This is a genomic window from Mycoplasma sp. 5370 (genome assembly GCF_054343435.1).
In genome coordinates, this window is the sequence record NZ_JBTGVF010000026.1 from 1 (window position 1) to 11,023 (window position 11,023).

4 protein-coding genes and 1 pseudogene are annotated in these 11,023 nt (G+C 28.7%); all 5 read right to left on the reverse strand.

Translation table 4 applies throughout. From position 1 onward, the window contains the following. Positions 1-730 precede the first annotated feature (730 nt). The 5 genes and pseudogenes from ACXX88_RS03405 to rplU all read right to left on the reverse strand — a co-directional run bounded on the left by ACXX88_RS03405 (position 731) and on the right by rplU (position 10,830). Positions 731-1,978 (reverse strand): hypothetical protein, encoded by a 1,248-nt coding sequence (locus tag ACXX88_RS03405; protein ID WP_436359103.1) that lies wholly within the window; start codon positions 1,976-1,978, stop codon positions 731-733. Positions 1,979-2,348: 370 nt separating this feature from the next. Next, positions 2,349-6,470: pseudogene (locus tag ACXX88_RS03410) on the reverse strand (DNA-directed RNA polymerase subunit beta'); the annotation flags it as partial. Then, positions 6,470-10,135 carry a DNA-directed RNA polymerase subunit beta gene (gene rpoB, locus ACXX88_RS03415; RefSeq protein WP_436359101.1) on the reverse strand — a complete coding sequence of 1,222 codons (3,666 nt, stop codon included), beginning with the start codon at positions 10,133-10,135 and terminating at the stop codon, positions 6,470-6,472. The gene rpoB and the pseudogene ACXX88_RS03410, both read right to left, overlap by 1 nt. A gap of 131 nt (positions 10,136-10,266) precedes the next feature. After that, positions 10,267-10,524: a 50S ribosomal protein L27 gene (gene rpmA / locus ACXX88_RS03420; RefSeq protein ID WP_436359100.1), complete on the reverse strand. Its 258-nt coding sequence runs from the start codon at positions 10,522-10,524 to the stop codon at positions 10,267-10,269. A 6-nt stretch (positions 10,525-10,530) separates the two neighbouring features. Continuing rightward, on the reverse strand, positions 10,531-10,830 hold the full coding sequence (rplU, locus tag ACXX88_RS03425) for a 50S ribosomal protein L21 (RefSeq protein ID WP_436359099.1): 300 nt from the start codon (positions 10,828-10,830) through the stop codon (positions 10,531-10,533). Positions 10,831-11,023: the final 193 nt, after the last annotated feature.

Sequence of the window (11,023 nt, forward strand, 5' to 3'; positions counted from 1 at the left end):
TTTGTTGAAAATGTGTCATTTTTTGCTAAGTATAGAAAAATAGTAAAAATTTAGGATAAATGATATTCATATAACTTCTCAAGTAAATGAAAAGTAAAAACTATCTTCAACTTCTAAAACCTTTAAAATTGCAGAAAAAATAATCAAAAACAAAAAATACCAAAGGGGAAGTAATCCAATATATGACCGTGTATTATAACGATTAAATTTAAAGTAAATATTTTTTTCTATTTTTTCTTTATTTGTAACTAAAGTTTTAAGAGAAAAATAATTATCTTGTATTAATTTTCTAATTTTAGCACAATATTTTCTTATTAAAATAGGATATACAAATAACAATATTGAAAAAGTAACAACAAAAAAGATAATAACTAAAGGGATTAAAACATATAGTTCCATATTAACCTAAATTATCTATTTTAATTTTGTTTTTTCTATTACTGATTATAAATATTGCTCTAAAGTTGCTAAAATTAGATAATAATTTTAAACTTTTTTTCATTTTTCTCCTTTTTTATATGTATAGGGCTAAAAAAATACCCTAAAAAGGGTATTCTAGATTTGTTTTTTTAATAATGTGCATTTACTATATTGTAATAACTTTTTGGTTATTACATATTAATTATAATACTATTTTTACATTTTTCAAGAAAAAAAGTAAAAAAGTGCATAAAAACTCTTATTTTAAAACAAAAAAATGAATTAATTCATAAAATTTAGATAATAAATATTATGAATTTTTCATTGGTTGTGGTGCATTTGTTGAATCTTGGTGTTGGTCACCACTCATCATTGAATTATCTGATGTTGTTTTATTTTTTTCCATACTATTAGAATCAGAATGCATCATATCATTTGAAGTATTAGGATTTTGTTTTGATGTTGATTTATCGCTAGAATCTTTCATCATCATATTTGATTTATCCATTGAATGCATTGTTTCTGTTGAATTTGATTTTCTTGTAGAGGTTCCTTTTATTGCTTCAAATGTATCTTTGCTTTCAACTACAAATTCTGGTTTAAATACTATTCTTTCAGTCCCATCTTTCGCAAAGAAAATAAATGTATAGAATTTTCCTTCTGTTAGTTTATTGTCTCCAGTTCATGAAAATTCTAAAGCATTTTCATTAACTACGTCTGCATTAGCTTTTGCCATAGCCATAGCTTTTTTAACTATTGGTTTTCCATTAGCATCTTTTACTAAAGTATTGTCATGTAATGAAGTTACTTCTGTTGCAAATGCTAATCATTCTCCTTTAACACCTTGTACTGGTGTGTTATGTAATTTAAAAGTAAATATACCATTTGCATCTAATACGTTTTCACTTCTAACTGCTGGAAATTCTAATTGTCTTTCTTTTACAGTTCCTGTTGTAAGTTTAGTTACTCCATATTCTGGTACAGTAAAGTCAATTGATAAATTAGTAATTGTTTTAATGGAAGTTGCAGGGAAAATGTCTTTATTGTCTTTAATAAAATCATTTTTGAAAGTTATTTTTTCTGTGCCGTCATTTTTTCAAAAAATGAATGTATAGAATTTTCCTTCTGTAAGTTTATTGTCACCAGTTCATGAAAATACTAATGGAAAATCTTTGGAAGCATCTACTTCTTTTGCCATCGCCATAGCTTTTTTAACTACTGGTTTTCCTTTTGTGTCTTTTACAAGAGTGTTATCAGTTAATGATTTTACTTCTGTTGCAAAAGCTGTTCACTCACCTGAAACTCCTTGTACTGGTGTGTTATGTAAGTGGAATGAGAAAACTCCGTTTTCATCCATTCTATTTTCTCCTCTTGCAGCAGGAAATTCTAATACTCTTTCTTTTACTTGGTTTGCTTTAGCAATTCCATAGGTTGTATAATCTAATGATTGATTAGTTTCGTTAGTAGTTTTAGCAGGATTAGAACATGAAACAACTGCAAAAACAGTTGTTAGTGTTGGTAAACCTAATAATAAAACTGATTTAAATCTTTTTTTCATAATTTCTCCTTTATATTTAAAGTTTTTTAAAATAGATCTAAAAATCTATTTGAATTATTATAGTTCTTTTGCAAGAAATTGATAACAAAACCCTATTTCTTATAATAAAATTCCTGTTTTTTACAATTTTTTGCTATTTCTAGATAAATTATTTGACTTTTTTGCAAAAAGTAGTATTATACGCCCATTTCATTTGAACTGAATTAAATAAAAAACATTTTGTAATTAAACAAAATGTTATTTTATTGTAATTTTAGTCTTTAAAGTAATTAATTGGGTCTTGAATATCATATTTAGATTTTGCTTCATATTTAGAGTTTGTTCCTGCTGGAATTTTATGTCCTACAATAATATTTTCTTTTAATCCTTCTAATTTATCAATTTGTGAAGAAATTGAAGCGTGAACTAAAATTTTTGAAGTTTCTTGATATGAAGCGGCAGCTAAGAATGAATCAGATAATAGTGGAGTTTGTTTTGCTCCTTTAATTACAATTTGACCAAATGCAGGTTTTTTTCCTTGAGATAGTAATTCTCCATTAACTTCTTGATATTCAAAAATATCAACTAAAGATCCAACAAATAAGTTTGAATCTCCTGCATCAGTAATTAAAATTTTAGAAAGCATTTGACGAATAATAATTTCTATATATTTATCACTAATGGAAATTCCTTGCATTCTATATAGTCTTTGTACTTCTTTTAATAAATAATTTTGTACTTTACGAGCATCAGTGTAGTTTAGTAACTCTTTTAAAATAATAGGACCTTCTGTAATTTTTTGTCCTGGAGTAATAGAATCACCAACTTGTACTCTTAATTTTCTATTTACAGGGACATGGAATACTTTTTCTAATTCTTCACCATCTTTATTTATATAAGCAACTTTTACTAACTTATCATCTGTTTGATTTCTTTCTTTATCCATTAATTGATCAATAGATTTTACATAACCTTTAACTGGAGAAATTTGTGCTGGTTTTCCTCATGGACGTTCAAAAGCATCGATTAATTCAATCAATCTAGCAAAACCTCCTGTAATATCTTCAACCCCAGCAACCCCTCCTGTATGGAATGTACGCATTGTTAACTGTGTACCAGGTTCACCGATTGATTGAGCAGCAATAATCCCTACAGCTTCTCCGATTGCAACAATTCTATTGGTTGCAAGATCTTTTCCGTAACATTTTTTACATACACCATTTCTAGTGTGACAACTTAAAATAGAACGGATATCTACTTCTTTTATGTTAGCATCAATAATTTTTTGTGCAATTTCAGGAGTAATAAATTTATTATCTTCGATTATGATTTCGCCTGTTTCTGGGTGAATTACAGGTGAATTAGTATATCTTCCTTCAATTCTTTCGTATAAAGAAACAATTGTAGAATTGGTTTTAGTATCGATGATTTCTTTTACTAAAAACCCAAAGTCTGAACCACAATCTTTTTGAGTTACTACAATATTTTGTGCAACATCAACTAAACGACGAGTTAAGTAACCTGATTTAGCTGTGTTAAGAGCAGTATCGGTTCCCCCTTTTCTAGCACCGTGAGTTGAAGAATAAAATTCATAAGAAGTTAATCCTTCAAGGAAAGAACTTTTAACTGGAACTTCAACAGTAGAACGTACCACACGCTCATTTTCAGCATCGGCTTTTAATGTTTTAACGTTATTAGCCATCAATCCACGCATTCCAGCTAATTGAACGAAGTTAGAAATATTTCCCCTTGCTCCTGATTTCATCATCATAAAAATAGGGTTATTTGGTTCTTGTAAAGTTACTGTATTTAAGTCTTTTTGAATTTCATCTTTAATTTTGGTTCATTTTTCAATGGTTAAAATATATCTTTCATCATCGGTTAACATTCCCATTCTAAAGTATTTATTAAGTTTAGCAGTGTGTTCTTCACCTTGTTTAATAAATTCATCTTTTCTTGGAGCTAATTTAATATCTCCAATGGAAATTGAAGTACCTGAAAGCATTGAATATGTGAAACCTAAATCTTTAATTTTATCTAGAATTTCAGCAACTAAATTTGTATATTTAAATCAAATTTTTTCCAATAATTCTGCTTTTTCTTCTTTTTCTAACTCTCTATCAATGTTATTGTTTCTGTATTTAACTCTTTTATATATGTTTTCAAATTCTTCAATTGTAAATTTAGTTAAATTGGAAGCATGTTTGCTAGAAATTATTTCATTTTTGTAATCAATTAATTCTGAATAATATTGAAAAACATCTTTATAATTTTCATAATTTATTTTTTTAACAACAGAAGCTACATCTTCCATTGAAACCACGATATCAAAATTGTCATAAGTTTGTCTTATTATTTTAGCAATATGTTTTTTGTTTAGTGGTTCATTTAATGGTAATGCTTTAATAAATTCAGGAATGTTTCCATGTTTTTTAATAACATATTTTTCTAATTGTTTTTGTTGATCTGCATATAAATTATCTACATTTGTGTCAAAAACAAATGGGAAATTATCTGGAAAAGCATTGTTAAAAATAAATTTACCAACTGTAGAAACTACGTATCCTTGAACTGAAGTTTCTAAAGTTTTTTTAACTTTTTCAAAAGGTAAAGCAACTCTTGCGTGTAATGAAACAACACCAACTTCGTGAGCTCTCATCATTTCATCGTAATCTGCAAAATATCTTCCTTCTCCTTTTCTACCGCTTTCTTCATGTTCTTCTTTAGTTAAATAGTATAAACCAAGAATCATATCTTGTGAAGGGTTAACAATAGGTTCACCATCTTTAGGTCCAAGAATGTTTTTATTTGCAAACATTAATTCTCTAGATTCTCTAATTGCTTCAGGAGAAATAGGAACGTGAACAGCCATTTGATCACCATCAAAGTCAGCATTGAACCCTGCTGTTACAAGCGGATGCAATTTAATAGCACGCCCTCTAACTAAAATCGGTTCAAAAGCTCTAATTGATAAACGGTGTAATGAAGGAGCACGGTTTAAAAGAACTAATTTTCCTTTAATAACTTCATCAACGTGTGGTCAAATGATTGGATTTAATTCTTCAATCATTTTTCTAGCACTTTTAATTGAAGAAGCTAATTCACGCTCAGTTAATCTTTTGATAATTCATGGTTCAAATAGTTTTGCAACCATTTCCCGTGGAATACCAACTTGGTTCATTTTTAGATTTGGACCAACAACGATAACACTACGCCCTGAATAATCAACCCTTTTTCCAAGTAAATTTTGTCTAAATCTCCCTTTTTTACCTGTTAAAGCGTCAGAAATAGATTTTAATGGTCTTCCATCTTTAGCCGAAACTGGAGAAGGACTTCTTCTTTGATTATCAATTAATGCATCTACAGCTTCTTGAATCATTCTTAATTCATTTTGAATTATCAAGATTGGAGCATCTTTTTCCATTCATCCTTTTAAACGGTTATTTCTAATAATAATACGACGATAAAGTTCGTTAATATCACTAGTTGAGTGTCTTCCACCATCTAATTGAATTAATGGTCTTAAATCAGCAGGAATAACTGGTAAATGTTTAATTAACATAGAAGTTGGTTTTTGTTGAGAGTTAATAAAAGAGTTAATAACTTGTAATCTTTTATACAATTTATCTCTTTCTTGAATTTTTGTTGATGTTTGTTTTTCAGGACTTAATTGCTGAATTTCATCAACTTGTTTTTTAACTTTATCTCTTTCTTCTTCAAGATTAATATTTTTTAATAAGTATTCAATAGCTGCTGAACCGGTAGAAATTTTAGCATCTGAATACTCTTCAATAATTTCATTTAATTCATAAAAATCAATTCCGTATTCTTTACCAATTTTGGAAGATGCAAGTTCAGTTAAATCTTTTAAAGCTTCTGATAATTCTTCATAAGCTTCAGTTCCTTCTTTATAACGGGAACGAATTTCAATTAATGCATCTCTATAAATAACTCCAGCTTCATTTAGTTCGATAATTTGATTTTTTGGTAATGCTTTGATGTCTCCAGATTCCAAAATAATGTGAGCTTTATAGTAAATTAAGGATTCTAATGATGATTTAGAAACTGCTTTATTTGAGTCTTCTGTTTTTATTCCAAGTAATTTAGAAATAATTGAGTGATCAATTCTGAAAAATCAAAAGTGCACAACTGGTGATTGTAACTCAATGTGTCCCATTCTTGATCTTCTAGAAATTTTTGGTAAAATTTCAGATTTTAATGCCTTACATTGATCTGTTGCAGAACAAAGAGTTCCTTCGTTGGATTTTTTATATTTTCTTCCACAAATTGAACATTTATAATCAATAATAGGTCCAAAAATTAACTCATCGAATAACCCTTCTCTTTCTGGTTTATATGTTTTATAATTAATGGTTTCTGGTTTAGTAACTTCACCATGTGATCATTCTAAAACATCTTCAGAAGTAGCAAGAGAAAGTGAAATTTTATCAATAGAATTTTCATCAATTGTTGCGTATTTTCTTGTAATTTTATTTGGTTCCTTCTTAATCATTAATAATCTCCTTCTTCTTCTTCAAAATTATTTTCATGAGTATCAATTTTTTCACTAATTAAATTATAATCATTAATAATTTCTGGTGAAAATTCGTCTTCAATACTAATGTTATTTTCTTCATAACTACTAAAATCTTGTTCAAATTCTTCGTCTTTTAGGTAGTTTTCTTTTTTGTGCACTTCTAATTTGATTCCAAGACCTCTTAATTCATAAGCTAAAACGTTAAATGATTCAGGCATTCCAGGTTTAGGAATTTTTCCTCCTGTTGCTAAAACATTATAAAGAATATTTCTTCCTTGAATGTTATCAGATTTATATGTTAATAATTCTTGTAAAACAGTAGATGCACCAAATGCTTCTAATGCTCAGGTTTCCATTTCTCCAAATCTTTGTCCACCATTTTGAGATTTACCTCCTAATGGTTGTTGAGTAATTAGTGAATATGGTCCAACACTACGAGCATTCATTTTGTCATCGACCATGTGTTGTAGTTTTAACATATACATAACACCAACTGATACTTCGTTGTCAAATGGTATTCCTGTAATTCCATCGTATAGTTTAAATTTACCAGAAGTAGGTAAGTTAGCTTCTTTTAAAACATTTGTTATGTCGTTATTTTTTACTCCGTCAAATACAGGAGAAACAAATTTAACATTAAGTTTTCTAGCAGCCATTCCAAGGTGTAATTCAAGTACTTGACCAATGTTCATACGTGAAGGAACCCCTTGTGGATTTAATAGAATATCGATTGGAGTTCCATCTTCTAAGTATGGCATATCCTCTACTGGTAATACAAGAGAAATAACCCCTTTGTTTCCGTGACGACCAGCCATTTTGTCCCCAACTTTTATTTTTCTTTTTTGAGCAATAAATACTTTAACAATTTTATCAATTCCGTCTTCCAGTGAATCCCCTTGTGCTCTTGAAAGAATTTGCACATCAATAACTGTACCAGCATCTCCGTGTTTTACTTTTAATGATGTATCTTTTTGATTTGAAGATTTATTACCAAAAATTGCATTCATTAATTTTTCTTCAGGAGTTGGATTATCTTCTCCTTTCGGACTGGTTCTACCAACAAGAATATCTCCTGTACTTACTTCAGAACCAACACGAACAATCCCGTTTTCATCTAAATGTCTTTTTGAACGTAAAGAAGCATTTGGAATATCTGTTGTTAGAATATCATCTCCTGCTTTTGATGCTCTAAATTGAATAGTTTGCTCTTCAATGTGAATAGAAGTAAAGACATCATCTTTAACTAATTTTTCACTTATAATAACAGCATCCTCGAAGTTGAATCCATGTCATGTAGAGAAGGCAACTAGCACATTTTTACCAAGAGCTAATTCTCCATTTTTAGTTGAAGGACCATCACAAATTAATTGTCCTGCTTCAACTTTATCCCCTACTTTTACTATTGGTTTTTGATTAATAACAGTTCCTTGATTGGATCTTTCAAAAATTCTTAAATTATAATCGATTATTTCGTTTATTTTGTCACTACTTTTTATTTTAATTTGTTGTGAATCGACAAAAACAACTTCTCCAGCTTTCTTTGCTTTTAAATTGGTTGCAGCATATCTTGCAACATCATATTCAGCACCAGTTCCAACTAGTGGAGTTTCAGATTCAATTAATGGTACTGCTTGTCTTTGCATGTTTGCGCCCATCAATGCACGGTTAGCATCATCGTTTTCTAAAAATGGAATGGTACTTGCAGCAATAGAAGTCATTTGTTTTGAAGCTACATCAATATAATCAACTTCTTCAGGTTTAACAATTAAATATTCGTGATCTTTTCTAACAGTAATTTTATCCCCTAAAATTTTGTTATTTTCATCAACATCAACAGAAGATTGAGCAAATTTAAAACCATATTCTTGCACTGCTGTTAATCAGTAAACTTTATCATAGTTAATGATTCCGTTTTCAACTCCATAATAAGGAGTTTGGATAAATCCGTAATCATCAACTTTCGAATAAGAAGCAAGGTTTAAAATAAGTCCAATGTTTTGTCCTTCAGGTGTTTCAATAGGACAAATTCTTCCGTAATGAGTTGCATGAACGTCACGAACTTCAAATTGAGCTGTATCTCTATTTAAACCTCCAGGTCCAAGAGATGTAACTCTTCTTTTGTTTGCAATTTCAGCAAGTGGATTAATTTGATCCATAAATTGTGATAATTTTGAAGAGTTAAAAAATGTTTTAAATTGGTTATAAATTGGTTTATTATTATGAATACTTTTAGGTGTAATTTTATCCATTTCTTTTGTAGATAGTTTTTCTTTTGCGTGTTTTTCTAGTTTAGTAAGTCCCACAATGAATTGGTTTTGTAATAATTCACCAACTCCAACTATTCTTTTATTAACAAGTGAGTCAGGATCATCTTCTTTTCCTAAATTATCAATTAAATTAAAGTAATATGAAATGGTTGCAATAATATCAGAAATTAATAAATGCATTTCTGTAGAAGTAGGATCGTTTGCAATAACTAAAATAGGATCTTTGCCATTTTCTAAAGATCTTTTGTTTGGTCATACTTTTACCATAATTACTTTTGTTCTTTTTTCTAAAGAAGGATTTATATCAAGTTGTTTTCCATAAACTTGAGAAGTAATATCTGGAATGTCTACTGTTTTTAAGATACCTTTATCAAATTGAGATTGAATTTCTAAAGCAAGTTTTGGAGTAATAAAAGTTTCTTTTTTGTAAAGAATTTCCCCTTTGTCATTTGTTAAATCTTCTGCTAAATAAGTTTCTAAAATTCTTTCAACTAAATTTAACTTTCTATTCAACATGTATCTACCAGTTTTAGATAAATTGTATCTTCTGTCATTAAATAAAGTTAAAGGAATTAAATTGAAAATAGCTTCATCGGTGATTCTATCTCCTTTTCTAATAATTCTATAAATTAACTCTAAATTATCTTTACTGGATTCGATTTTTTCTTTTTTAATTGACTCTTTTAAAACACTTGAATTACCAAATAGTTGTAACATTGTTTCTTTTTTCAAACCTAAACCATTTAAAAAAGTGGTTAAAGGAATGTTTTTATGTTTATCAATTCTAATTTTTACTGTATCAATTGAGTTACCTGTAACTCTGTGGAAAATTTCAATTCAAGATCCAAGTTGTGGAATAATTTCAACTTTGTTAAACAAGTCATCCGCTTGTTTATTACGAACGTTTTTACCAAAATATGCCCCAGCAGATCTAATCAACTGAGCAACAATAACTTTTTCAGAACCATTTATGATAAAAGTACCACCACTTGTCATTAAAGGAACTTCTCCATAAATAATATCTGTACTTTCGTCAATTTCTCCTGTTTCCACAGTATGTTTTCTTAAAGAACCAACTATTTTCCCTGTATAAGATGTTCCTTTTTGTTTTGCTTCTTTAATTGCTTGAAATTCATCTTTTGGAATTTCAACTCTTACTGAACCAGGTATGTATTGAATTTCAATTTTTCCATTTGCAGAAACAATAGGGTAAATTTTATTCAATGATTCATCTAAACCATCTGTTAAAAATCAGTTAAATGATTTTCTTTGTGTTTCAAGAAAATCAGGAGTTTCTAACGTATGTTTAGTTTTTGAATAATCTCTTCTTTCAGTTATTGGTCCAAATTTTCTAATTTTGAATTTTTTTTCCATTTTTCTTCCTTTTTTAATTAATTTTGTGTTATATTTAATAGTAATGATTATGGAATTATATCATAATTTACATTAAACAGAATAAAACAATAACTAGATGATTAAATCTAGTTATTTTTTAAGTTTTTTTTCTATTTTCTTTCTTCATAAACAGAAGCAACTTTTCTGTTTCTTTTTGTTTCGAATTTTACATATCCGTCAATTAGTGAGTATAATGTGTCATCGTTTCCACGTCCAACATTATTTCCAGGGAAGATTTTAGTTCCTCTTTGTCTGAAAATAATTGCTCCTGCAGTTGCGAATTGACCATCACTTAATTTAACACCAAGACGTCTACCTATCGAATCTCTACCGTTTCTAGTAGAACCACCAGCTTTGGTTTTTGCCATTTTAAATTATCCTTTCAATTCTGTTATTTTTACACGAGTATAAGGTTGACGATGACCTAATTTTCTTTTATGGGTTGATTTAGGGTTGTGACGATAAACAACGATTTTTTTAGCTTTTCCTTGTTTTTCAATTACACCTTCAACAACTGCACCTTTAACAAAAGGTGTTCCAACTTTTTTATCAAGAACAAGAACTTCGTTAAAAGAAACTTTGTCTCCTTCGTTTCCATCAATTTTTTCAATAAAAATTGTATCTCCTGATTTAACAATAAGTTGTTTTCCACCAGTTTTGATTATTGCAAACATGCTTCCTCCTCATATGGCTCATCTTTGAGGTTCATTTTATAAATGATTGGACTTTTTAGTCACTACCTTTTTAGAATGGTTACACAAGTAACTATTTAATTATAACACTTTTTAATTAATATATAATAAAAAAATGTATTATTATTAAAACAGAAATAAAATGTCACCCCCCATTCCCAATATAAAATGTCAC